Genomic DNA, 23,402 nt, shown 5'->3' with positions numbered 1-23,402 from the left:
GGATTTTTTGTTGCAGTTGAGTAAACTCAGGCAAAGGGGTACAATGATACTATGAAAAATGTAAAGAAAACCAATGCACTGCGCATTTTGGACGCGCACCATATTGAGTATACGGCTCACACTTATGAGGGGACAGGCGGCCTGTCCGGGGTGGCAGTGGCCAATGAGCTTGGGGAGGACATCGCGTGTGTCTACAAGACTTTGGTGACTGTGTCCAAGGAAGGACACTTCGTCTTTGATGTGCCTGTGGCTAAAGAACTGGATTTAAAGAAAGCGGCGGTCGCTGTCGGCGTGAAGAAACTGGAGATGCTAAAGCAAAAGGATCTCTTTGCTCTGACAGGCTATGTGCACGGCGGCTGCAGTCCTCTTGGGATGAAGAGTCAGTTGCCTACGGTATTGGATAGCTCGGCACAGTCCCATGAGCGGATTTTTGTCTCCGGGGGGCGTATCGGCTTACAGATTCACATTGCACCGGAGGACTTGGTACGACTTATCGGGGCGACGTATGCCGATATTACCAAACAGGACTAACGCGTTGTTATGAAGGAGTAACTATGGAATACAGAGAAAAAATGCAAGCATGGCTGAACGATCCATGTATTGACGAGGCATCAAAAGCGGAAATTCGCGCCATTGACGATGAACAGGAACTGGAAGATCGCTTTTATAAGGAGTTGGAGTTCGGCACGGCAGGTCTGCGGGGGATCCTCGGGGCGGGGACCAACCGCATGAACCGATACGTCATTGCGCGGGCCTCTCAAGGTTTGGCCGATACGATTTTAGCTGAAGGGCCTGCTGCTGCAAAGAAAGGCATTGTCATTGCCCACGACGTGCGCCACGGCTCCGAGCTGTTTACGAAAATTGCCGCCGAAGTCTTTGCGGCGAATGGCATCAAGACGTATGTGTTTAAAGACATTTGTCCAACGCCGATGCTGTCCTATGGGGTACGCTATCTGGGGACTCAGTCCGGTATTGTCATCACGGCAAGCCACAATCCGAAAAATTACAACGGCTATAAAGTGTATTGGGACAAGGGGTCTCAAATTTTATCCGATGTGGCCGATCGCATTCAAGAGGCGATAGCTGCTTTAGCTTTTAAAGACGTCAAGTCGTTGGATTTTGAGAAGGGTCTTGATGCGGGCATTATTGAATACTGTCCCGAGGCTCTGGATCAGGCTTATTATCACGCCACTCTAATTCGCGCCCTAAGAGAAGATGTGGACAAGTCGATCAAGGTGGTCTATACGCCGTTGAATGGGACGGGGAACAAACCGGTGCGGCACGTGTTGGCAGAGCGAGGCTTCGAGTCTATTCATGTCGTAGCGGAACAGGAAAATCCCGATCCGGATTTTACCACGGTAGGCTATCCCAACCCTGAAGATGTCAAGGCTTTTAAGTATGCTGAAGCCTTAGGAGATGAGCTGGGGGCGGAGCTTTTGCTTGCGACAGACCCGGACTGTGATCGTGTGTCGATGGAAGTGCGCCACGACGGCAAGTACGTAAGTTTTACCGGCAACCAGATCGGTTCGCTTTTGGCTCACTATATTCTCTCGTCGCTGTATGAGAAGAAGGGGCTCTTTGAAGGCGGTGCGATAGTCAAGAGCATTGTCACCGGGGACTTGCCGAAACGCATTGCCAAGAGCTATGGTGTCGCCACGTTTGAAACGCTGACCGGATTTAAAAATATCTGCGCTTTGGCGAATCGCTGGGATGAAACCAAGGAGTACACCTTCCTCTATGGCTTTGAAGAGAGCATCGGTTACGTCTATGGGGACCACGTCCGGGATAAGGATGGGGTCATTGCTGCTATGCTTATTGTAGAAATGGCGGCTTATTATAAAAAACAGGGCAAAACTTTGGTGGACGTGCTCAACGAGCTTTTTATACAATACGGCTATCACAAAGAGTTCTTAAAGAGTCTGGTCCTTGAAGGGATGGACGGGGCTGAGCGCATCGCTCGGATGATGGCACACTTCCGAGCTGCCGACTACCAAGCTTTTGGAGAGCTTGGTGTGACAGAATGTGTGGACTTTAATGAAGAGAACCCTGTCGGGCGCAGTAACGTTTTGAAATATTATTTGGATGACGGCTCCTGGTTTGCTGTTCGTCCATCGGGTACCGAGCCGAAAATCAAACTCTACATTTACGTGGTGGATCGGGATGAAGCCGTGGCGGCGAAGAAAGTCAAGGCTTTGGAAGACGCTGTGGTAGCGGAACTGGAGTCTGTAAAATAGAGGCATCGGAGGGACATTATGATTCTGTTTTGTGAGTTCAATCCGGAAGTTCAGCGGGTGTACCATGTGGACGAGTTTCATAAGCACCGGGTGAATTATTTTTCTGAGACGACATTGCGTGCCGGCGGTGACACGGTGGATGTGGCCAAACTTTTAAGCGGCTTGGATGACGTGCTCGTATTAAGTTTTGTCGGAGGCACTTTAGGACGTGAGTTTACTGTCGATTTAGAGGCAAGTCATGTGCTGTATGAGACGGTCACCGTTCAGGCTGCCACGCCGGAACGCGTGGTTATTCGCAGCAATGTCCTTAAGACGGAGCTCACAAAGCCGATGCAGTCGCTTACCACTGAAGAACAGGAAAGCATTCTGGTCGCTTTCGGCGAGATGCTGGACCGCGTTGACGGCGTGATCCTTGGACGAGAAAATCCGGTTTTGGATGCCGTCCTCTATCGCAACATGCTGAATCTTTGCTACAGAAAAACTAAGCCTGTACTTGTGGCGCCGGAGCGGATTGAGACGGTCATCACATCGAAGCCGTATCTTCTGCTCGTGGAAAAGGAAGATTTGGAAAGTTATACCGGTTTTTCCATCAAACGGGAGCAGGATGTGGTGAAACTTGCGAACATAATCTTTGACCAAGGGGTCGGGGTGCTGGTGGTCAACAGCGACACCGGTGTGATCATCGCCACCAAATCGGAGAGTTACAGGGTGGATTTTGACAACATTGCCCACCGCGGCCGTTTCCGACCTTTCGGCCTGTTAAGCGGTATGGCTCTTGGCATGGATCGAGGCTATGACATTATTATGACGCTGAAATTTGCTGTGGCGTTTGCGCTGTTTGACGCCCGACATGACGACGATCTCAGTGATCTCAAGGCAACGATGAATCGCATTGAGGTCCGACAACTTGGAGGTATAGTGTGACATCTTTTAAATTAAACAAAGACACTACGTTATTTTTATTCATCGATATACAGGACAAACTGTTAAAAGCTATTGACCATCACGACGACGTACTCAAAAAAGCTCAAATCCTTGCGGATATGGCAAACATCATGCACACCGAAGCGCTTTTTACCGCTCAGTATCCCAAAGGATTGGGGTACAATCACAGCACGTTAAAAGCCGCACTGCCTGAGGCTAAAGAGATTGAAAAGACGGCTTTTAGCTGTATGTTGGAGCCGGAGTTTGTGGCTACGTTAAAGGAGACGGGCAAAAAACAGATTGTAGTGAGCGGTATTGAAGCTCACATCTGTGTGCTTCTCACAGTGCGTGACCTGATTGAGGCAGGGTATGAGGTGTTTGTTGCGGCAGATGCCGTAGGATCTCGTGATCCGCACAACAAAGACAATGCCTTGAGCCAGATGGCACAGATGGGTGCCTGCGTCACCAATGTGGAGACGGTGATGTTTGACTTGAATTCCATCTCCGGGACAGCGGAGTTTAAGGCGGTACAAAAATTAATTTTGTAAAATGAGGGCGAGCGCCCTCTTTTTTTTATGGCATAAGTTACCGGAGCACAAGGCCTTGTCGTCGGTGTGGTGAGAGTCTTATCACGTGAAGGCGTATCGGTTCATTTGCTTACGTTGTCGGATGTAAAAAGATTTACAGTGACGGTTAAGGCAGATGCGGCGCCATAGTGTATAATAGAGACGGTGATTATTGATGAAATTTTTGCACACGGCAGACCTGCATTTAGGTCGTCTATATAAAGAAAAGCATTTTAAATATGCCGCACAGCGACGTGAGGAGTTGTGGACGGCGCTCTCCAATCTCATCGGCTATGCCGGAGCCAATGACGTGGCGTTCATCCTCATCGCAGGGGATCTCTATGAGGCAGACGTCTTTTCGGCTCAGGACATGGAGCGGCTTTTGATGTTGTTCAGTAAATTTAAAGGCGAGATTGTGCTCATCGGCGGCAATCACGATCCGGTGGACAGTGCGTCGTTGTATCGCAAGTTCAAATTGCCGGACAATGTCCATCTTCTTGAGGACAACGTCTTCGAAATAGATGACGTCCGCATCTACGGCATCAGCTGGAACGTTGCTTACGACTTCGCTCATGACTTGGACTTTGACTTGGACAAGAACTATAAGAACATTGCCCTACTTCACGGCGACGTTCGCGACGAGCACCATTTCAAACTGGATGTGGCGGCCTTGACAGACTTTGATTATGTGGCTTTGGGGCACATTCACAAGCCTCACCAGGTGGCGCCGACAATGTACTATGCCGGCGCGTTGGCACCGCTCAAGTTTAAGGATGAAGGCGCCCACGGCTTTTATGTGGTGGATACCGACGCGATGGTGCCGGAGTTTATTGAAAGTGCCAAGCGGCGTTATGTGGAGCTGAGTGTGGATGTGACCGGTCTGAGTCTCGACACACTGCGCCAAAAAGTGGAGACGATAGTCGAAGCTCACAATGAGGATTTTCTTCGCATTGTCTTTGAAGGGTCCAGTCCGTATACGGATTTGGAACATCTCTTTGACTACCCGGCCTATTATTTGGAATTTAAAAATCATACCCGTCCGGAATTGGATGACGACATCTTATCTGATCCCCTTTTTGTGAAACTTCACACCTTGGTCAAAGGGGAAAGTTTTCTTGTGGCAGCACGCGCCCTTTTGGAGACCGCCCATGATTATTAAAGAACTGAACATTCTCGGCTTTGGAAAATTTCATGATCGACACATCATGTTGCAACCGGGCATCAACATTATCCGCGGGGACAATGAAAGCGGCAAGAGCACGTTATACCACGTGATTGAGGGGATGTTTTACGGATTCGGGAAAGATCAGAAGCGTCGTGCATACACGGAAGATCGAGCTCGTTTCAGTCCTTGGGACGGCGGTGCCTATCAAGGAAGCATGGTGGTGGAGGACGGAGATCTGTTTCATCTGTGGCGAGATTTTGACAGCGGAGCGATACGCTTTACCAATCGGGATACCGGCGAAGATCTCAGTGATGAGCCGGAGCTTTTCACCTTTTCGAAAGTCCCTCAGCCGGGGAGCTATTTTTTCGGGGTGAGTCGACGGGTGTTTTCCGCAAGTGCCGCTATCGGTCAGCGTCAGGCCACGGTGGGTGACGACGGCACCGAAGCCATTCATAAAGCGCTTTTGGATTTTGAAAATCAGTACGACACCTATTCGCCCAAAGATGCAGCCTTGTCGGTCAAAGGGCAACTGGACGCTTTAGGTTCCGCTAAGCGCAAAGCGACGCCGCTGGGTAAGCTTTACAGCGAACTGGATGTCGTTACGGCGAAAAAGCAGGAGCTGCTGCTTCGCCAAGGTGAAGACGAGACCATCGTGGCGAACTATTTGGAGCTCAAGAAATCTGTGGAGCTTCAAGAGGACTTTGTGCGGACCCTAAAGGCTTCGAACGAGCAGCGAGACTATGATGAGATTATCCATCTTCAGGGACAGGACAACCTAGGCGGCGGTAACTTTGAAGACTATCTTGCCATTCAAAAACTCCAGGATCAGCTCCAAAGCATTGAGAGTAAGCTTGCCGCTGAAGCGGCGGAGCATACCGGTGAGGTTTACTTCGATAGAGAAGCTTACCAAACGGTAGAACGCATTACCTCCCGTCTGGAAGAATTGAATGCGGTGAACAATTCCAGGGAGATTAAAATTCTTCAGGAAGATCTAAAGGGTATGAGCCGGGAGCTCTTGATACTGAAGTTGAAAATGGCTCTGGGTATTCTGATCAGTGCAGCAGGTATCGGGCTTTTCCTTTACCGGGACAATCCCTTTACACTCTTGTTGATGGCGGCGGGACTTCTTTATTTCCGTCAGCGGTGGGTGGCCTACCGCATCAAAGCCAAAGTACCGGCTCGTCTGGAAAGTCGGATCAAAGGGTATGAACTCACGTCGTTAAAAAAGACCAAAGAAAAGAAGGCCATGGATCACGAACTGGAAGCGCTGTTTGAGAAATATGAGGTCACCGAGCTGCGAGAACTCAGAGACATTCTCGGCAGACAAAAGCTGGCGTATCGGGACTATATGTCCAAGGAAAATTATAAAACCAGCTATCGGGACAGTTTAACGGAAGAGGGCCACAGGATCCGGGAACGGCTCAATGCACTGCTTGAGACACATCACCTTACCGGGGCTGTGGATGTTGAAGCACTTCAAGTTGCCGCCAGTGCCGAGGCGCAGTATAAGCATCGTCAAGCGATGATCGCCACCATGCTTCGAGGTCGGAAGTTAGAAGATTTAAATCATCATATCCATATCGTGGAGGGGGACTACGAAAGCGAAAACCGCACGTTAACCGAGTTGAAGCTGCGTTTAAAAGGCGAGCAGCAAGGTTATCTTTTAGCAGAAAAGCGGCAAGCTATGCTTAAGACACTAAGGGAAGAAGAAGGTCGGATTCAAGAGGCGTTGAATGAACTGCAGGACAGACACACACACCTCAACGAAGCGTATCAGGCCCTTGTGACCTTGAGTCAAGGGGATGCGAACTACATTGCAAGCCTCAAGGAGAAAGCGGGCGCTTATTTTAAGGCGATTACTGAAGGAAAGTACAGTGCCATTGCGATGGACAACCACTTGAAAGTCAAAGTGTTGGACGAGACATCTCAACGCATGGTGGATGTGTCGGATCTCAGTGAAGGAACGGCGGATCAGCTCTTCCTGGCTCTTCGACTCGGTGCGGCAGACTGTTTGATTCAAGGGGCGCCCCTTATATTAGATGACCACTTCATCACCTACGACGACAGACGATTAAAAGCAACGTTGAACTTTTTGGGCACGTTGAACCGTCAAATTCTTATTTTTACGGCGTTGGATCGGGAAGAACAACTCCTGAATACGCCATACTATAAGGTGAGCTTATGATTTATGCCATTGGAGACTTACACTTCGATCCTTACGGGGACAAACCCATGGACGTTTTCGGGCCGACATGGGCGAATCACAAAGCACGTATTATTGAAGACTGGAAGGCTAAAGTGACCGATGACGACGTGGTGCTTGTCGCAGGGGACATTTCATGGGCGCTGAAACTGGATGAAGCTTTGGCGGATCTTAAAACATTGGATACTTTGCCGGGCACGAAGGCGCTCATTCGCGGCAATCACGATTATTGGTGGTCGAGTCTTGCCAAGATGAACGACCTGAAGTGTCGTTCTCTGGTCTTTATTCAAAACAACGCCTACACCTTTGGTGACGTGTCCATTGTGGGCACTCGCGGCTGGATCAGTCGAGACATGAGTGAATTTACTGCCGATGATGAGAAAATCTATAAACGCGAGCTTATTCGTTTGGAGAACTCCCTAAAGGCGGCGAGGGCGGAGCGTATCATCGCCATGATTCACTATCCGCCGTACAATATGGATTTTTCCAACAACGACTTCTCTGAACTGCTTGCAGCCTATCATGTGGACACCGTAGTCTATGGCCATCTCCACGCTGAAGGGCATCGTCAGATCAGCGAAGTCCCGCGGCTGGGCGTGAACTATCAGTGCGTGTCCGCAGACTATGTGGACTTTAAACTTCAGGAGGTAACATGGAACGGGAAATTGAAGTAAAATTACTGGGGATTGACTTGGCAGCGTTGGAAACTAAAATCAAAGATTTGGGTGGGACAAAAATAGCCGAGGAAAAACAGCTGAACATTACCGTCAATTCCACGACGCACCCCATTCCTGAGGAAAAAGGCTACCTTAGGATCCGAACCACCAAAGATGACAGCGGGATCGTGAACTACCTCACCTTTAAAGAACAGATCACCGATCAAGGTGTTCGGGAGAATGTGGAACACACGGTGGAATTTGTCGGTGTGAGCGCCATGGAGGACATTCTGCGTCTTATGGGTTACGACATGCAGCAACAGGGCTATAAGGAGCGGACATCCTATCGCTTTAAAACCTGTCGCATTGATTTGGATCGTTGGGATGAGGCCACGTATCCGCTGCCCTATGCGGAAGTGGAAGCCAATTCTGAGACGGAGCTGTATCTGGCCTTGGAGGAGCTGGGCGTACCGCGCGATGTGGTAAGTACCAAATCTATTGCACAACTTATCGAAGAATTAAAAAAATAGTACGGTATAATTGAATAATATGCTATAATATTTTTCGAGGAGGGCTTATGGCTTACAATTATATTTTATGGTTTGAAGAAATTGGAAAAAATGACATACCGCGTGTGGGTGGCAAAGGTGCGAACCTTGGCGAGCTTACCGCATTTGGGCTTCCGGTTCCGCCGGGATTTTGCGTCACCGCAGGCGCGTATGATGAATTTATTGATTACTCCGAGTTGGATGAGATAGTTAAAATGTTGGTGAACGGTCTGGACGTGGACAACGCTGACGAACTCCAAAGCGTGTCCCAAGATATCCGGGATAAGATCAACAGCAGTCCTATTAAACCTGAAATCGAAGCGGAGATCATCCGAGCTTACCGTGAATTTGCCGACAGTATCGGAGTCGACAATCCGGAAGTTGCCGTACGCTCGTCAGCCACAGCAGAGGATTTGCCGGATGCATCCTTTGCCGGCCAACAGGATACGTACCTGCACATCCGCGGGGAAGAAGAACTCATCAAACACATTCGCAGCTGCTGGGCATCACTATGGACATCCCGTGCCATCTACTATCGGGAAAAGCAGGACTTTGACCATTTTGACGTCTCCCTGTCCGTCGTTGTACAAAAGATGGTCAACTCGGAAAAGTCCGGCGTCATGTTTACCGCCAATCCAATCAACAACTCCGAAGATGAAATGATGATAAACGCCAGCTGGGGTCTTGGCGAAGCGGTCGTTTCCGGCATGGTAACGCCGGATGAATACGTCATCGACAAAAAGACTAAAGCTGTCATCGAAAAGAACCTTGCCTCGAAAAAGACCATGGTCGTAAAAGTGGAAGGCGGCGTCGGCACGGAAGAAAAATCTGTGGCTGAGGTGCTGGGTCCTGATGCTGTCGATGGCGAATGTCTGAGTGCCGACGAACTGAACACACTGATTGAACGGGGGCTCAAAGTGGAATCCCTCTATGGCAGTGTGCAGGATACGGAATGGGGATTCGATCGTGACACCAAAGAATTTTACTTCCTCCAATCCCGTCCGATTACGACCCTTGAAAAGAAAGACGTGTTAAAACCGCTCTGTAAGGGTCTGCCTGCTTCGCCGGGCATCGGCCGCGGTACGGTAAAACTGATCAAAGACGTCTCTGAAATCAATCTGATCCAAGAGGGTGATATTCTCGTTACAGAGATGACCAATCCGGATATGGTCCCTGCTATGCGAAAGGCTGCAGGGGTTGTCACTGACGAAGGAGGACGCACCTGTCATGCGGCCATCGTTTCACGGGAGCTTCAAATTCCTTGTATTGTAGGCGGCAAGAACGCCACGAAAGTGTTGAAAGACGGCATGGAAGTGACGGTCGATGCGACCCGTGGCGTGGTCTATGAAGGGTTTGTCTTAAAAGAAGAGGACAAGCCGAAGGACACGTCACCGGCACAGGGTGGCGCCGTGATGTCCGGGGCATGGGTGGAAAGTTTTAAATCCAACCTTGCGCCGATTACTGCGACCAAAATCTACATGAATCTTGGCGAACCGGGACTGATTGAAAAATATAAGAACTTGCCGTTTGATGGTATCGGGTTAATGCGTACCGAGTTTATCTTCACCAACATGATCGGCGCACATCCGATGTATTTATTGAAGACCCATCAGGAAGATTTGATGATTGATAAATTGGCCGAAGGAATTTCCAAAGTGGCCAGTGCCATCTATCCGAGAAATCTTGTGGTTCGGATGAGCGACTTCAGAACCAATGAGTTCCGCGGCCTTAAAGGCGGGGACGAGGTTGAACCGATTGAAGCAAATCCGATGATCGGATGGCGTGGGGTCTCACGCTATATCTCCCCTGAGTACGAGGCAGGATTCAGGCTGGAGTGTAAAGCAATGCGCCGGGTTCGGGAAGAGTTCGGTCTGACCAATGTCATCGCCATGCTGCCGTTTGTGCGAACTACCGACGAGCTTGTCACCGTAAAAGGTATTATGGCTGAAGAAGGCCTGAAACAATCGAAAAATTTTAAGATTTGGATTATGGCGGAAGTGCCTGCTGTGGTATTCCAGGCAGAAGAGTTTGCAGAACTGGTGGACGGGTTCTCCATCGGCTCCAACGACTTGACGCAATTGGTTATGGGCGCCGATCGGGACAGCGGTGTGCTGAACAACATGGGTTACTTTGATGAACGGAATGAAGCGGTAAAGCGAGCGCTTAAGATTATTATTGATGCCGCCAATAAGAAAGGCATCACCTGCTCCATTTGCGGTCAGGGGCCAAGCCAATATCCCGAACTGGCGGAATTCTTGGTGGAATGCGGCGTCACTTCCATGAGTGTCAATCCGGACACGGTGGAATACACCCGCCGCCTCGTCGCAAGTGTGGAACAAAAGATGATTTTGAAAAAACTGAGAAACCTATAGTCAAAAAGCTGAGTCTTCGGACTCGGCTTTTAGCTTTTTAAATCGGCGGGATTGTGGTATCAATACTGTGAGGTGATATTATGAAATATTTGCACACATGCATTCGTGTCGGCAATTTGGATGCCTCCATTGCATTCTATGAGAAGGCATTGGGTTTTGAAGTCACACGCACGAAAGACTTTCCTGACAAAAAGTTTACACTGGTGTATCTGGCACAGCCGACAGACTACGCGGAGCTGGAACTCACGTACAACTATGATACCGAGCGCTATGAACTGGGGGACGGTTATGGTCACATCGCTCTTGAATGTGAGGATTTCGACGCCACCTATGAGCGTCTGAAGTCGGAAGGGTATGACGTCACGGACAAGTCCGGTCTCAGTGACGGCTCCGACTCGTTCTTTTTTATCAAAGATCCAGACGGCTATAAGATTGAAATTATTCGCGCAAAATAAAATTAACCCGAGCTTACAGTAAAAGCTCGGGTATTTTTATGCCGTTTTACCTCAAGTCTGTGGCGATTGTAGATGCAAAGCAGGACTCGATAGGCTGCGAGTGCTAAGCTCTGCACAGGGAAGCGTCCGATCGGTTAATCGGTATAGCTAAGCTCCATATAAGATAAAGAGTTATCATAAGAACGCGTCATTGTAATCGTGGGGGGGGGTGTTAAACTGAAGTGGAAAGAAACGTTTTTAACCATTAAAACGGGATAACTTAAAGATCAACTAAATGAATGAGGTCAGGTCGGTATTCGATCTGTTAAACGATATGAAGCAAAACTATCAACGAACTGTAACCACGGTCGCCGTCTCTATTCTCACGGCCAAGCTGCTGCGGTCGGATTTGTCTACTTGGATTCAAGTGTTGCCGACTTTGGTGGGGATTGTGTATATGATACTGCTTTATCGACGCAGCGGGAGTCGCCGGGACAAAACTTATAACGCGATCACACTGGGCGTGTTGTGTTTTCTTTTGGCGGTTGTAGTGATAATCAGGGAGGTCTTATGACAACTAAGACAAAAGTGAGATTGATTTTTTGGGCGTCGGTTCTCGCCAATGCGGTGTGTTTTTATTTTGTTGTCACAAGACAGCTGAATTTTTTAAAACCTTGGGGCGCGTCGATACCTTTAATGGCGTTACGATATTATGTCTTTCTATGCCCGGCTTGGATTTACTCGGAGTCAAGATTGGATGCGGATATCTATCTGCACCGCTATAAATACATTGCACCACTGGCGGCGAGTATGCTGCTGCAGTGTTTACTCAGTTACTATCTGCCCTTGGTACAAGATTCATTGCAATAGCTATAGGAAAAGACCTCCACAGGGAGGTCTTTTTTAGAGCCGTCGAATTTCAAATCCGTCGCGGTATTTATCCAGTTTTTCCAAAGCCAGAGTACGATAGGCAGTCTTGTCTTTATCAAAGACGTGCTCAAAGTGTGTCCGGAGTATATCTTCCGGTACGGTGTCGAGAATCTGATAGCTGGCAAAGTACACTGTCCCGAGGGAGCGAGGATCTTGCATACTTTTGGAGAAGGTGTAAGCCGATTGTAGATGATGGGCGGCACTGTCATAGTCTTGGGACTTGACTTCCAACAGCGCCATGTAGGCGTCTAACACCGGGAGTTTCCAGAAGGAATCGAACTGGCCGTAGAGACTGTAGGCACAGTTGAAAGCTTTCTTGGCCTCTTCGTAGTCACCCTTGGCATAGAGGGCTTTGCCGTGATTGATATAGAACACGGAAAGGGAGGAGAGGGCATTTTTGCCGATAGAAAGCTTGATGGCACCTTCGTACTGAGCGATGGCACCGTCGTAGTCTTCATCCTGGAATCGAATTTCACCGATGTAATTCATGGCGGCGGCGATATTGATGGCGTAGCGGTTCGCCACTTCATCTGTGACGTTAAAGGTGTTGATGGACTCGGTGAGGAGTTTTTCCGCCAAGATGGAGTTGCCGATCATAATGTTGTAGAGCCCCTTCAGACGGAGGAGTATGCCGATTTCTTTGTGGTAGTTGCAGATGACCGCAAGGTCCAGAGCGGATTCAATGTATTCAATCATATCCTTGGCGTTGTTGGTCTGGATATTATAGAAAATCATCTGCTTGTAGCCGTCGAGAATGTAGTCTTTATCGTCCAGCTCTTTGGCCTTTTGAATGACGTAGTGAATGTCCCGCAGTCCCTCTTCATAGATGCCGTCTCGAATGAGGTAGCGGCCTTTCATGTAATAAAACTCGATTTCCAGATGTTTTACTTCATCGTCGTCGGAGCCGATGAGACCGTGGAAGCTTTCTTCCAATCGTTGGAACATTTCGCTGATTTTGTCTCTGGAAATGTAAATTTTTTCGTCGTCCTCCAAGTCGGAGAGATTGAGAATCGGGAAGAGCTCGTGAGAGAAGTTCAAGTAGTAGTTGAGCGTCTCCAATTTGTATTTGATGCTCTTTAGGGTATCACCGGCACTGGCATAGTGATAGACCAGCTTGGAATACGTGTAAAGACTCTTCTTGACATTGAGCGTATCTTCTAAAATTTGGGCGATGCGTTTGTGAATGACACGCTTTTTCGAATTGGGCTGCATCATGTAGATATATTCCCGTAGCTTGGAATGGGTGAACATGATGCCGGTATCGTGCTGGTGTTCACGCTCGAGAAGGATGTTGGCGTTTTCCAAGTTCTCAATAAGACCGATAATGTCGATTTCGCCGACACCGGTCAATTCCGTGACTATGGACAGGGGCGCTTCGTCATAGAAGTAGCTGATAATGTCCAGGAGATCTTTCTCCGGTTTGGAGAGATAGGCGAAGCGGGACTTCATGGCGTCCATCATTTCATCGTTGATGAGGGAGGCGGTGTTGTGAGTTTTTAAAATGCTTACCGTTTCCGACAGGAAGAAGGGACTGCCCTCCGTTTCACTGTAAATGCGTGCCATCAGCTCGTCGGGAATGGTTTCTTCCGGAAGGGCGCGATGGATAAAATCAGCAGTCTCCTCAGCGTTGAAGCGATCCAGATCCACTTTCGTTAGCTTGTCGTACTTGGTGAGGGAGGTGATCATGTCGTCCACATCGGGGTTAAACTGTTTGCGCGAGGTACAGAGGAAGAATACATCCTGTTCCGTACGCAAAATGACAGAGGTTAACAGATGGATACTGGTTTGATCCATCCATTGAATGTCTTCACAGACCAGAACGAGTTTTTTGTGCTCGCTGATTTTTTTGATCGCCTCCACAATGACTTGACTCAGCAAGTCAAAGTTCAGAGGCTGTTTGTTTTCGAGAAGCAAAATTTCCTTAGAGGAATCTTCAAAGGACGGAAAGAGCTTTTTGATCGTGGTATCCCAGAAAGTCGGCAGCGGGATTTTAAGCTCCTTAAGGACTTTGCCGATTCGAGCAATCAGTACGCCGATGGGACGCAGGGCGTAGTTCTCTTCGGCTTGATACGAATAGGTTTGAATCACCACCGTGTCATTGTCCGCCGTCTCTAAAAGTTTTCGTTTCAATGCGCTTTTACCTACACCGGCTTCGCCGTAAATGAGGGCCGCAGAGCCTTGGGACGAGGTCATGGCCGAGGTGAGTTGCGCCAGCTCTTCGAAGCGTCCGAAGAAAAACTCGTCTCGCACTTTCGGCTTTTTTGTATTCAAGTTGATTTGAGCGATGGAAGCTTCATAGATGGCTTTGGTTTCACTGTCCGGGCTCACCCCCAGTTCGTCCTGAAGAAAACGAGTGAGGTTGTAGTAGGTTTCAATGACTTTACCGTTGCGCCCGGTTTTTTGATAATACTTCATCAGAAGACGGAAGTTGCGTTCATCGTACTCGTCAATACTGGTCAGCGTGTTGATACGCTTCTCAACATCGTCGTAGTTGCCGGCTTCAATGTCCGCTTCCAGTACGTCGTAGGAGGTCGAGATGAACTTTTCTTCGTAGTAACCGCGCATCTTAGTGATCCAGTACTCATAGGACTCGGCGTCTTTAATGAAGAATCCCTGGAGAAATTCACCGGTGTAAAGATCCAGATTGGCTTTCGGATCGGCGTTAAAAAGGTTTGCATCACAGGTGATATCCAAAGACTTGTCAATTTCCAACACACTCTTCTTCGGCGACTTGATGAAGTCTACCCCGACACATTTTTTGGCTTGATAGATAGCATTTCTCAAGTTTTTTTTCGCAGTCTTTTCATTTTCGTCCGGCCACAAAAGACTGGCAATTTCATCCCGCGTGATAAAACTGTTGATGAGCAGGTAGTAAATCAGCGCATTGATCTTGTTGTAAGGGAAAAGAATCTGTTCACCGTTGAGAAAGAACTGAGGAACACCAAAGAGTCGTACAGAGATTTTATCCATAGTTTCCATCCTTACTGGGTATGGTCGGTGCTATAATAAGCCCGATCGACAACAAAACGTCTAATATAAGCTTATTGTATCCTTCACTACAGAAAGTGTCAAATAATTTGATGATATAAAAAAGATTGTTGACGCACGGCGGATTTGATTATCGGAATGCCATAGTATTAGGATAAAGGCACATCATCGAGGTGTGTCGGGGAAAAAATTTTACGGACACACACATGCCAAGGTTACCTTTTAAGAAAACATTTTATAGACGAATCTTAGACGTAAAATGGGTAATAAAAGGCTCTAAATCAGTGAAAAATGAAGACTTTGATAGTGTTATAGCACGATAAAATAACGGCTTTGGGCTCGAAAAGTATAGAAAACTCTTTAGTCTTTGACTGATTTTTGATGACGAATATCTATACTTGGAGTCAGAAAACCAAGTGGGCTCGTCTCAGTGGGGAAAGTGTTATCATTCGAGCCTACGACCATAAGGAGGAAATATGGAAAAAGTAATTTTAAACGGTGAATCCCTTACGCTTGAAGATGTTGTTAACGTAGCACGTCACGGCGCTCAAGTTGAAATTGCAGAAGACAGAAAAGAACTGGTCAAAGCTAACCGTGCCATTGTTGATGGGATTGTTGAAGAAGAACGTGTTGTATACGGTGTAACTACCGGCTTCGGCTCTCTTGCTAAAGTATCGATTTCCAAAGAACAATCTGCACAACTTCAAGAAAATCTTATTCGTACACACTCCAGCGGTTACGGCAATCCGCTCAAAGAAGACGAAGTTAAAGCTGTTATGCTGATTCGTATCAACTCCCTTGTCAAAGGTGTCAGCGGTATTCGTTATGAAACGATTGAAACGATTCTTGCCATGTTAAATAAAGGGGTTGTACCTTACATTCCTGAAAAAGGATCCTTGGGTGCATCCGGAGACTTGGCACCACTGGCTCACATGGTACTTCCTATGCTCGGTCTTGGCCGTGCTTACTACAACGGCGAACTCATGAGCGGTAAAGAAGCTATGGACAAAGCTGGCATCGAGATCATTGAGCTTTCCGCTAAAGAAGGTTTGGCTCTGATCAACGGCACAACCGTCCTCACCGCTATCGGCGCACTTGCAACACATGACGCTATTGAACTGTTGAAACTTTCCGATATTGCCGGTGCGCTGTCTCTTGAAGCTCACAGAGGTATTATCGACGCTTTCTATGAAAAACTTCACACCATTCGTCCTCATAAAGGGTGTCTGGCAACGGCAAAGAACATTCGTGAACTCACTGAAGGTTCCACATACCTCACTCACACTGCTGACATTCGCGTGCAAGATGCTTATACACTTCGTTGCATTCCACAAATTCACGGTGCCAACAAAGATTCTATTGCTTACGTCAAAGAAAAAGTGGAAATTGAAATTAACGCCGCAACGGATAACCCGATTATTATTTCCGACACTGAAGTTATCTCCGGCGGGAACTTCCACGGTGAACCGATGGCACAACCGTTTGATTTCCTCGGCATCGGCGCATCTGAAATCGGCAACGTATCCGAACGCCGCATCGAACGTCTTGTCAATGCACAGCTTTCCGATTTCCCATCTTTCCTTGTTGCCAATCCGGGCGTCAACTCCGGCTTTATGATTACGCAATATGCTGCAGCAGCTTTGGCATCGGAAAACAAAATTCTTGCACATCCTGCCAGTGTTGATTCCATTCCTTCTTGCGAAAACCAAGAAGACTTTGTCTCCATGGGAACCATCGCAGCACGTAAAGCTCGTGATATCGTGGCTAACAGCCGCCGTATCGTCGCTACTGAAATTATGGCAGCCGTTCAAGCTATCGACTTCAGAAAAGACGAAGGCCTTAAACTTGGCGTAGGTACTCAAGCTGCATATGATCTCGTTCGCAGCACGGTAGATTTCATTTCTGAAGACAAAGATATTGAAATTTATGACGAACTTGAAAAAATGACCAAAATTCTTGTAGACGAAAGCCTTGTTGAAGCCGTTGAAGCCAAAGTCGGCTTGGACATTCAATAAGCGTCAACACCATGACAGTAAAGAGTCTGAGGTATCTCAGGCTCTTTTTTTTATGGCAATGTAAGGGAGAGACGAAGGATCAATGCTGCTTTTTACAAAATCTTGACTCGGGTTTTACGAAGTTTTGCCATAATGGTTCGCGAGGTGATTGAATGAAACACACATGGCAAACGGCCTGTAATATACTTTTAGTTTTAGGATTGGTCTTTATCTTTTTCTATTGGAAGCAGGTGGACTTCGGTTCTACTCTCTACGCCCATGACTCCGTGTCCTATCCCAAAGGAGTGGTTCAAGACGTTCTGGAAGAGAAGGTGGAGGAAAAATATCCGGGGCTTATGGTGGGCAGCCAAAAGCTTGTTGTCAAGATTTCCGATGCTATGCACGATAAACCCCTTGTGGTGGACAACTATCTGACGACGGAGCACTCCATTTACGTCCATGAGGGAAGTCGGGTGGTGGTCTATGCCGACGAGCCTCAAGGGATGGATCCGTTCTATTCCCTCTACAATTATGATCGGTCGCTGCCGATGGCGGCTTACTGTGTGCTGTTTTTAGGCCTTCTCTATGGCGTCGGGCGAGTCAAGGGACTGAAGAGTGTCCTTGCCCTGTGTATCAGTCTGTATTTAATTTTCTTTTTTATGCTTCCTATGATGTACACCGGCAAACCGCCTGTGGTCGTGTCGATTGCAACGGTGGTCCTCGGCAGCATTTATTCCATTGTAATCTTGCAGGGCTATACACGGATGGGGCTTGTGAATCTCATCAGTGTGGCGATCGGCTTTCTCATCGCGGCGATCGGGTTTTATGCTGTAGCTTACACGGCCAATTTAAACGGATTTAAACTCAATGATGTGGAAGGGTTGCTGCTTATCACTGCCCGGACCGGTCTGCAGGTGCACGGGTTGATGTTTGCCGGCGTGGCCATTGCAGCTTACGGCGCCTGTAAAGACGTATCGGTCTCCATTGCCTCCGCGCTGTTGGAATTAAAGACCAACAAGCCGACGCTGACGGATAAGGATCTCTTTCGCTCCGGTATGGTGATCGGTCAGGACATTATCGGGACGATGGTGGACACGTTGATCTTTGCGTTCCTCGGAAGTTCCATTGCCACGGTCTTGCTGTTTATCTCCTATGGCATTGACTTTAACCAACTGATCAGTTCTGACTTTTTTGCCGTGGAGATGACCAGCGCCCTTATCGGCACGGCGGTGGTGGTGATTATGGTGCCGGTGGCGTCGTGGATCAGCGGCTTGTTGTACACAAAGTTTTAAATTTCACACGTGCTATACGTTGCTTTTACATCCCTCATATGTTCTATTTACAAACGTCTGTCATAATAAGTCCGTATGAGTGTAATCGAATAATAACTAGGGGGTAAAAAGTGAAACCATTAAAACAAGGGCTGAGCTTATCGATCGCTGCGCTAATGCTTGCTTCTACATTCTCCACATATGGAGTCAGTCTTGAAGCGCACAGTGTGCGCATTGCACCTCAAGCAACCTATGCACAAGCATTGGATGAGGAAAAGCCTGTCGAAAGTAAACAGTATGACTATGATATTCTGACCATCGGTGCCACACCGAACGAACGCAATCTCACATGGTACAGCGTCGCAAAAGACGGCGGCTATGCACAAATTGCAGAAGTCAATGACGCCCATGACTTCGGTAGCGCACCGAAACTTCCGGCCACAGCCCTTACGGCCCTCAACAAGGAAGGCTATACTGCCAACAAAGTGACTTTCACCGGACTCAAGGCTGACACTACCTACATGTATCGATTCGGGAACGGAGATGGGCCGGTCTCTGAAGTTAAAACTTTCGCCACAGGATCTGACGGCGCGTTTAGCTTTTTTCTCGCAGGGGACCCTCAAATTGGCGCAGGACAACTGGAATCCGATAGAGAAGGATGGGGTCATACGCTGGACATTCTGAACGACTTGGACCCACAGGCGTCGTTTCTTCTCTCAGCAGGCGATCAGGTCAACAGCAATAGCAACGAGGCACAGTACGACGCTTATATCAACCGTGACGGCTTCGACGGTATGACCTTGGCACCTGTCATCGGGAATCACGACTCCGGCAACTTTGCCTACTCGGAACACTTTGCCGTGCCAAACGGCCAAGCCGAAGGCCAAACCGAAGCCGGCAGCAACTACTATTATGTTTATAACAACACGCTCTTCATCGCTCTGAATACCAACAGCCATGAGTTTGCAGAACATGAAAATACCATCAAGACTGCCATTGCGGCAACGCAAGACCAAGACATCAAGTGGCGTGTGGTCACCTTCCACCAGCCGCCATACACCGTGGCAAGTCACGCTTTTGATGACTATGTTGAATCCTTCAGAGCCACGCTCGTACCGATGCTTGAAAAGTATGATGTGGATCTGGTCCTCAACGGACATGACCACGTCTATACCAGAACCCATGTCATGAAAAATGATGAGCCTCAAGTGGCATGGGAAAATAACGAAGTCGGCAAGGCGCCGACCGAGTTTGTCAATCCCGACGGCATTATCTACGTCACGACCAACTCTGCATCCGGATCGAAACACTATAACATTCAAAACAGAGACTTTGAATATGCAGCTGTAAAGAATCAGGAGCACGTTCCGAACATCACCGACGTGTCAGTGACAGACCAAGCCATTACCGTCACTACCTACCGCACCACGGATCAATCCGTTGTCGACAGTTTTACCATCTATAAGGATGCAGCGGTGACCGACAACGTGACGGTCAACTTTGACGCCAACGGCGGACAAGGTACGATGAACAGCCTCAGTGTCAACAAAGGTGAAGACTACACCATTCCTGAGAATACCTTTATCGCACCGGAAGGGATGGTATTTGCAGGCTTTACAGTCGGCGATACCCTCTATCAACCGGGGGATATTGTCCGCCCGTCGGAAGACATGAACTTTATTGCCCAATGGGTAGAAGAGGACGCACAAGCCGTCACGCTCACGTTTGACGCTAACGGCGGTGCGGGAGAACCGACTCCGGTAGAGGTTGCCAAAGGCAGTGACTACACTTTACCTGACAATGGACTTATCTCACCGGTAGGTCAAGTTTTTTCAGGTTATGAAATCAACTCGAGAGTCTATCAGCCGGGTGATGTTATCACTGTGACGACCTCAATGACCATCAAAGCGCTCTGGAAAGATGCCGAAACGGATCCGGTGACACCGCTTCCTGAAGTCCATGACAATGAACACCATGACCATGAACACCATGGCGGCGGACTGCTCTTCTGGAACTTACAGCCGCCTGCTGAAGATACTACGGTAGACGATACGGCTAAAGCCATTTTGGCTAAAAAAGACGAGCTGGAAAGCCGAGTGAAAAAAGCTGCCGATATTGACGGACACTGGGCAAAAGATGCTATCGACTATGTGCTCACCCACGGTATTATGGAGCTTGTAGGAGACAACTTCTTACCGGACACCAAGACCACCCGTGAAACTGTCGTTGTGGCACTGGGCCATCTTCAAAAGATTGACACGGCAGCCTATACCGGCACGGACTTCACTGATGTTGTCGAAGGATCCGGCGCCGCACCGTATATCAAATGGGCAGTGGACAATGGCATTATCGACGGCTATGAAGACCACACGTTCTGTGGCGATCAAGCCATCACTCGTGAAGAGATCGCAAAGATTTTAAATGCCTATGTTGAGAAATTTGCAGTCAAAACCGACACTGTACCGGCCGTCACTTTTGATGACCAAGATACTATCAGCGATTGGGCACGTGACGATGTGAAGGCCGCTACGGAAAAAGGTCTTCTAAAAGGTCGTGATAACGGCACTTTCGATCCCCGCGCAAACCTCACCCGCGCCGAAGTGGCACAAAGTATAGTCAACATTGAAAACTAAGTTGTCACATTGCATTTAGATTAACAAACCCCACAGGATATCCTGTGGGGTATCGTTGTGCTTATAAACTTTTTTTCGAGCCTTTATTCGGGTCTTGTTGAAGTCGTGCTACGCTCTGTAAGGCGTGGTGTTTTAGATAGTCCGACGTGGTTGGAGGAATCAGTTTGGAAGCTTCCTCCCACTGACCTTCCGCGACAAGTCGGCGGACGGTGCTGGCGGAAATGGCTTTGCCGTCTGATGCCAAACGGGGTATGACGACAAGCTGCAGGGGCGGTGTAAAGACCCGCGTCATCGCATCGTTGTAGAGGGCGGTAGTCTGACTGTAAGGTTCATCGCCGACAAAACGATAGGTGATGTTCAGCGCTGTAGCGATGTGGTTTTGAAAAATCGCCGCATCCAATTCACCTTGAACGGCGAGAGCGTCCACATCGTCTTTTAAAAAATAGCCGGGAAACGTCGCCGAGGAGACCATGTAACTGTCGGTGGGATGTACCGTGACAGGTAAATCTCCGGTGCCTGCTCGCACCATATCCATTCGCTCCGCCGCAGAGAACTGAGAGGTGTCTTCCGAGAGCACAAAGATGTGGAGGTGATCGACCGTCTCAAGAGCCTGTTCCACCAGGTAGCGATGACCCAGAGTAAACGGATTGGCGTTCATGACAATGGCGCCGCTGACGACGTTTTTACGATGTGCCTTTAAGCCCTCGACGTAGTGCTTAAAGCCGGTGGCCGGGCGCTCCATAAAACTGACGTGGGTGTTGCCTTCAATCTTTCCAAATCCTAAGTGGCGAAAGCTGGCTTCCGATTCCGGCTTGGTATAGACGAAAACGGCGCTGTAGTTTTCAAGGCGGTCCAATAGGAACGAGATCATTTCATTAAAGACGGCGCCGCCTTTAAAAGCTTCTTTGATGGCAAAACATTTGATGATATTTTTATAAAAAGAACCGGTGGCAATGAGGGTCTCTCCTTCAAATATGCCGTAGGTTTCGTCCAAGAGGACTTCCGGCTTCAAACCGGATTCAGCGAGCAGAGCCGCCCACTGATCATAGTCCCAGGTCACTTTATCAATCCAAAGTCGATTCATAATAACCTCTCAATCATAGTGGTTAAGGTAAAGATGTCGGCCACGCCTCCGGAAGAGATTCTGCGGCAGTTGTACAAGGCGTTGAGGGCGTCGGCATCGTTTTCGTTGTAGTTGTCGTAGATGGCTCCGGCTCTTCGCTGAAGGTAGCGAAGTGTGGTGACATCCGATCGGGCTACGGTGGTGGTATCGTCGGTGGTACTCAAAAGGTAGAGTGTAAAGCGGTCGTCGTCAAGCTGACGACGAAGGGGCAGACTGTCAAGGACAGCGGCAAAACCGCTCAAAGGGAGACGTCGCACGTCGCAAAGCTCACCGTGGGCATAGTCCTTTGTTGTGTAATCCGCGTTTAAGGGGGCTGCAAACTCACGGATAAAGGCCGTCCAGTCATCAGGAGCTACACCTTTGAGATAGGTGTAGTAGATAAAAAGGGTTAGAAAGATGAGGCCTTTGTGGGTATTGACCCCGCCGGTCGCGCGAAACATGTCCGCTTCCACCACACGTCCGAAAGCGCGAAGATCATCGAAGGTGGTGATGGCATCGGGGTTCAGTTTGCCGTAGGCGCGTAGGATGGCATCGGTGGAGGCGAGAAACGTGTCGTGAGTCATATCCCTATGGGCCCCGGAGGTGGTATAGGTGACGCAGCCATAGCCTCTGGGACGGCTGAGCTCTCTGTGGACACCGTGGCGAAAGGCCTTTTGAAATTGTATGTAGCGCAGATGGTTAGGTGTTCTCATAGATTCATTATAGAGTATGGGCATAGCATATGGCAAAATGTAGAGAAAAACTTTTTTAAAACACTTTAAACTGTTTTAAAAAAGTTTTTCTTGTGAAAACGTCATTCAAATCGTGTAAAGTAGATTTTAAGGAGGATAAGATGAGCGATTTTACACAAGGTGGTGTTCCGGTAGGACTTCCCGCTGTGTTGAACCGAAGAGAAGCCCGCAGTTTTGAGATTGAGGCAGCTTTATCCCGCGTGCCGGTGGTCGTGAGTTTTAAGCTGAACATTCCGGGGCCGATCAAGGCCAGTCCGACATTGAATCAGGTCTTTGAGAAGGGTCTTAAGGATCTTTTCGATGCACTTGACGGTGTAGCCGCTGTGGTGGCTCAAGAGGTACGCTATGAGGCTACAGGTGCAGAAGCGCTCCTTGAGATAGAGGGTGATGGGATCCGTGTGAAACGGGCTACGGCAGATGTGGAGCACGATGGACTCGGTCGGCTTTATGATATGGATGTCGTGACGCGAGCCGGGGCAGTGAGTCGGAAAGATTTGGGGCTTATGCCGCGAAAGTGCTTTATCTGTGATAAGGATGCAAAGATCTGCGGCGCATCCCGAGCTCACAGTGTGGTCGACATGCAGGACGCCATCGATGAATTGATTCGGTGCTTTTTGGATCGTTAAACCG

At 48.6% G+C, this 23,402-nt stretch carries 19 protein-coding genes; 16 read left to right on the top strand and 3 right to left on the bottom strand.

Annotated elements, in window-relative coordinates; all coding sequences use genetic code 11:
• Window positions 1-51: 51 nt before the first annotated feature.
• The 12 genes from ybaK (at window position 52) to O6R05_RS06625 (ending at window position 11,972) form a co-directional block, all read left to right on the top strand.
• Window positions 52-531: a Cys-tRNA(Pro) deacylase gene (gene ybaK / locus O6R05_RS06680; protein ID WP_271191212.1), complete on the top strand. Its 480-nt coding sequence runs from the start codon at window positions 52-54 to the stop codon at window positions 529-531.
• Between the two features lie 23 nt (window positions 532-554).
• On the top strand, window positions 555-2,234 hold the full coding sequence (locus O6R05_RS06675; RefSeq protein WP_271191211.1) for a phospho-sugar mutase: 1,680 nt from the start codon (window positions 555-557) through the stop codon (window positions 2,232-2,234).
• A gap of 18 nt (window positions 2,235-2,252) precedes the next feature.
• Complete coding sequence (locus O6R05_RS06670) at window positions 2,253-3,158, top strand: PfkB family carbohydrate kinase (RefSeq protein ID WP_271191210.1); 906 nt, start codon at window positions 2,253-2,255, stop codon at window positions 3,156-3,158.
• Entirely contained in the window at window positions 3,155-3,706 is a 552-nt protein-coding gene (locus tag O6R05_RS06665; protein WP_271191209.1) for an isochorismatase family protein, read from the top strand. Before O6R05_RS06670 ends, O6R05_RS06665 begins: the two co-directional genes overlap by 4 nt.
• Window positions 3,707-3,899: 193 nt before the next feature.
• Window positions 3,900-4,883: a metallophosphoesterase family protein gene (locus O6R05_RS06660; RefSeq protein WP_271191208.1), complete on the top strand. Its 984-nt coding sequence runs from the start codon at window positions 3,900-3,902 to the stop codon at window positions 4,881-4,883.
• Window positions 4,873-7,074 (top strand): ATP-binding protein, encoded by a 2,202-nt coding sequence (locus O6R05_RS06655; RefSeq protein ID WP_271191207.1) that lies wholly within the window; start codon window positions 4,873-4,875, stop codon window positions 7,072-7,074. Before O6R05_RS06660 ends, O6R05_RS06655 begins: the two co-directional genes overlap by 11 nt.
• Window positions 7,071-7,766 carry a metallophosphoesterase gene (locus O6R05_RS06650; protein WP_271191206.1) on the top strand — a complete coding sequence of 232 codons (696 nt, stop codon included), beginning with the start codon at window positions 7,071-7,073 and terminating at the stop codon, window positions 7,764-7,766. Before O6R05_RS06655 ends, O6R05_RS06650 begins: the two co-directional genes overlap by 4 nt.
• On the top strand, window positions 7,745-8,278 hold the full coding sequence (locus O6R05_RS06645) for a class IV adenylate cyclase (protein WP_271191205.1): 534 nt from the start codon (window positions 7,745-7,747) through the stop codon (window positions 8,276-8,278). The genes O6R05_RS06650 and O6R05_RS06645 overlap by 22 nt, the downstream gene beginning before the upstream one ends.
• 47 nt (window positions 8,279-8,325) lie before the next feature.
• On the top strand, window positions 8,326-10,668 hold the full coding sequence (gene ppsA / locus O6R05_RS06640; RefSeq protein ID WP_271191204.1) for a phosphoenolpyruvate synthase: 2,343 nt from the start codon (window positions 8,326-8,328) through the stop codon (window positions 10,666-10,668).
• 80 nt (window positions 10,669-10,748) lie between these two features.
• Entirely contained in the window at window positions 10,749-11,123 is a 375-nt protein-coding gene (gloA, locus tag O6R05_RS06635; protein WP_271191203.1) for a lactoylglutathione lyase, read from the top strand.
• A gap of 313 nt (window positions 11,124-11,436) precedes the next feature.
• Window positions 11,437-11,676, top strand: a complete 240-nt coding sequence (locus O6R05_RS06630; protein WP_271191202.1) for a hypothetical protein — start codon at window positions 11,437-11,439, stop codon at window positions 11,674-11,676.
• The gene (locus tag O6R05_RS06625; protein ID WP_271191201.1) at window positions 11,673-11,972 is read left to right on the top strand and encodes a hypothetical protein; all 300 of its coding nucleotides are present in this window, start codon (window positions 11,673-11,675) and stop codon (window positions 11,970-11,972) included. The genes O6R05_RS06630 and O6R05_RS06625 overlap by 4 nt, the downstream gene beginning before the upstream one ends.
• A 33-nt stretch (window positions 11,973-12,005) precedes the next feature.
• Here the strand turns inward: O6R05_RS06625 and O6R05_RS06620 are convergent, their stop codons facing one another.
• A complete protein-coding gene (locus O6R05_RS06620) occupies window positions 12,006-15,002 on the bottom strand; it encodes a BTAD domain-containing putative transcriptional regulator (RefSeq protein WP_271191200.1) in 2,997 nt (998 codons plus the stop codon).
• 494 nt (window positions 15,003-15,496) lie between these two features.
• Between O6R05_RS06620 and hutH the strand changes: the two genes are divergently transcribed.
• From hutH to O6R05_RS06605, 3 genes are all read left to right on the top strand, one after another.
• Window positions 15,497-17,035, top strand: coding sequence for a histidine ammonia-lyase (gene hutH, locus O6R05_RS06615; protein WP_271191199.1), 1,539 nt, complete (start codon window positions 15,497-15,499; stop codon window positions 17,033-17,035).
• A 152-nt stretch (window positions 17,036-17,187) separates the two neighbouring features.
• On the top strand, window positions 17,188-18,306 hold the full coding sequence (locus O6R05_RS06610) for a YibE/F family protein (protein ID WP_271191198.1): 1,119 nt from the start codon (window positions 17,188-17,190) through the stop codon (window positions 18,304-18,306).
• A 110-nt stretch (window positions 18,307-18,416) separates the two neighbouring features.
• Window positions 18,417-20,918, top strand: a complete 2,502-nt coding sequence (locus O6R05_RS06605) for an S-layer homology domain-containing protein (protein ID WP_271191197.1) — start codon at window positions 18,417-18,419, stop codon at window positions 20,916-20,918.
• Window positions 20,919-20,979: 61 nt separating this feature from the next.
• Here the strand turns inward: O6R05_RS06605 and citC are convergent, their stop codons facing one another.
• Together citC and O6R05_RS06595 are read right to left on the bottom strand one after the other, a co-directional pair.
• Window positions 20,980-22,002 carry a [citrate (pro-3S)-lyase] ligase gene (gene citC / locus O6R05_RS06600; protein WP_271191196.1) on the bottom strand — a complete coding sequence of 341 codons (1,023 nt, stop codon included), beginning with the start codon at window positions 22,000-22,002 and terminating at the stop codon, window positions 20,980-20,982.
• Window positions 21,999-22,733, bottom strand: coding sequence for a triphosphoribosyl-dephospho-CoA synthase (locus O6R05_RS06595; RefSeq protein WP_271191195.1), 735 nt, complete (start codon window positions 22,731-22,733; stop codon window positions 21,999-22,001). The genes citC and O6R05_RS06595 overlap by 4 nt, the downstream gene beginning before the upstream one ends.
• 140 nt (window positions 22,734-22,873) lie before the next feature.
• Between O6R05_RS06595 and citX the strand changes: the two genes are divergently transcribed.
• Window positions 22,874-23,398, top strand: a complete 525-nt coding sequence (gene citX / locus O6R05_RS06590; protein WP_271191194.1) for a citrate lyase holo-[acyl-carrier protein] synthase — start codon at window positions 22,874-22,876, stop codon at window positions 23,396-23,398.
• Window positions 23,399-23,402 lie beyond the last annotated feature (4 nt).

Origin of the sequence: Peptoniphilus equinus, assembly GCF_027921445.1 — a bacterium.
GTDB lineage: Bacteria > Bacillota > Clostridia > Tissierellales > Peptoniphilaceae > Peptoniphilus > Peptoniphilus equinus.
The sequence above is the reverse complement of the archived record's forward strand: the minus strand, read 5'-3'. Positions and strand labels throughout refer to the sequence as shown.